The organism is Teichococcus aerofrigidensis (assembly GCF_054073225.1).
Window position 1 is genome coordinate 1 of the sequence record NZ_JBSXMU010000238.1, and the last position, 1,932, is coordinate 1,932.

Sequence of the window (1,932 nt, forward strand, 5' to 3'; positions counted from 1 at the left end):
TCTCCGCTCCCCGTCGCCGGGCCCGGCAGCCCCACGCGGAAGCCGGCCATCCCCGCCGGGGCCGCCTCCAGGGCGCGCTCCAGCCCGTCCGGCTCGGGATCGAGCGCCCAGTCCTCCAGCAGCCGGCTGCGCGCGAAGAGCAGCGGCGCCGCCTCGGCCCCGGGCGCGGTGGCGGCCAGGCCCAGTCCCCCGTCCGGCTCGGCCTCCAGGCTCACCGTCACCAGCGCGGCCTCGCGCAGCGCCAGCATCGCATGGTGAAAGACCGTGCGGAGCAGGCCCGCCTCCGCCAGCCGCGCCAGCGTGCCGGCCCCGGTGAAGACGCAGACGGGCGGCGCGTGCACGGCCTGCGGGCTGCGGAAGCTCTCCGCCAGACGGGCATGCGCCCTTGGCCAGTCCAGCCGCTCGGCCGGCTCCGCCGCCGGATCGAGCAGGAAGGCGACCGCCTCCTCCCCGGCGAGGTGCAGGGCGAAACGCGGCGCCTCGGCCGCCTCCAGCCGGAGGAGCGCGCGCGCCCGCTGCGCCGCGCCATAGCGCCCGCGCATGGTGGCGAGCAGGGCCGCCCGGCGCCGCTCGGAGCCGGCCAGCATGCTCTCGGCGCGCTTGCGGTAGAGGAAGCCGGCCCGCGGCAGGTGCCGGCCCCGGAAGCCCCGGTGGCCCGCACGCAGCCAGAAGTCCCAGTCCTCGAAGCCGTCGCGCATCGTCTCGTCATAGCGCAGCCCGGCCTCGAAGACGGCGCGGCGGATCAGGCTGCCGGCCTCGCAGTGGTTCTCCAGCTGATGCAGCAGGGCGCTGTAGGCGCCCCGCGCCGAATAGTTCTCGGCGAAGCCGAAGAAGTCGAAGTCCGGATAGACCCAGCCCACCTCCGCCGGGCTCTCCTCCAGCAGCGCCAGGGCGCGGGTCAGGAAATCCGGGTGCAGCCGGTTGTCGGCGTCGAGCGGATAGAGGGCGCGGCAGCCCGGCCAGGCGCGCAGCACGAAGTCGATGCCGGTGTTGCGCGCGGCGCTGAGCCCGCCATTGGCGCGGCGCAGGTAGAAGATCCGGTCCGGGTGGCGCCGGGCGAAGGCCAGGCCGGTCTCGCGCGTCTGCGCGAAGGGGCAGCCATCATCCACCACCACGGCGGCCAGACGCGGCGCCCCGCCCCCGGGTGCGCGCTGCGACAGCACAGCCTCCAGCGCCTCCGCCAGGAAGCCGGGCTGGCGATGGGCCGGGATGACGATGCCGATCTCGATCCCGCCGGGGCGGCTGTCCTGCGGCGCCGGCCACGATCCGGCTGCGATGTCCATGCGGCACGTCTCTCCGATCCGCTGCGGCTCGCCTCCGACACTCGATTGTCGGGATGGCGATGATCGCTACCATGAAGAATGGTAAAGAGAAACTCCACAACCTTTGCGCAGGCCGCGCCGGAGCGCCTCGAGGCATGCCCGAACCCGTCCCGCCGACCCCCGACGCCGCGCTGCCGCCGGCCCGCCGGCTGCGCCGCGCGCTGATGCTCCTGCCGAGCCGCGGCTTCGGCGGCACCGAGCGGCACAGCCTGGCCCTGATGGCGGCCCTGATGGAGGCGGGCTGCGCCGTCGCCTGCGCCGCCGCCCCGGAGCTTCATCCGGCGCTGCTGGCCGCCTGGCCGGGGCGGGAACCGCCGGACCTGCGCCCTGCCGACCTCGCCTGGCATCCCGGCCGCACGGCGGAAAGCCACGCCGCCCAGCACCACGCCACGCGGGCGCTGCTCGCCGACGGGACGCCGGATGTCGCCATCCTGCCGCTGCCCTGGCCGGAGGCCGGGCTCGGCTGCCTGCGGGCCCTGGCCGAGACCGGGCAGCCCAGCCTCGCCATCGGCCATCTGGCGCCTCGGCAACGCGCCTTCCTGCCGCTGGACGATGCCGGCCAGCGCGACGCGGCGCGGCTGGGCGGCGGCTGGGTGGCGGTGTCCGCGCC

At 76.1% G+C, this 1,932-nt stretch carries 2 protein-coding genes; one reads left to right on the top strand and one right to left on the bottom strand.

Annotated elements, in window-relative coordinates; all coding sequences use genetic code 11:
* The coding region (locus ACVMLK_RS20885; protein ID WP_457487521.1) for a glycosyltransferase family 2 protein at positions 1 to 1,283 on the bottom strand (1,283 nt) is incomplete at its 3' end.
* Positions 1,284 to 1,417: 134 nt separating this feature from the next.
* Here ACVMLK_RS20885 and ACVMLK_RS20890 point away from each other — a divergent pair.
* A partial coding sequence (locus tag ACVMLK_RS20890) for a hypothetical protein (RefSeq protein ID WP_457487522.1) occupies positions 1,418 to 1,932 on the top strand: 515 nt, incomplete at its 3' end.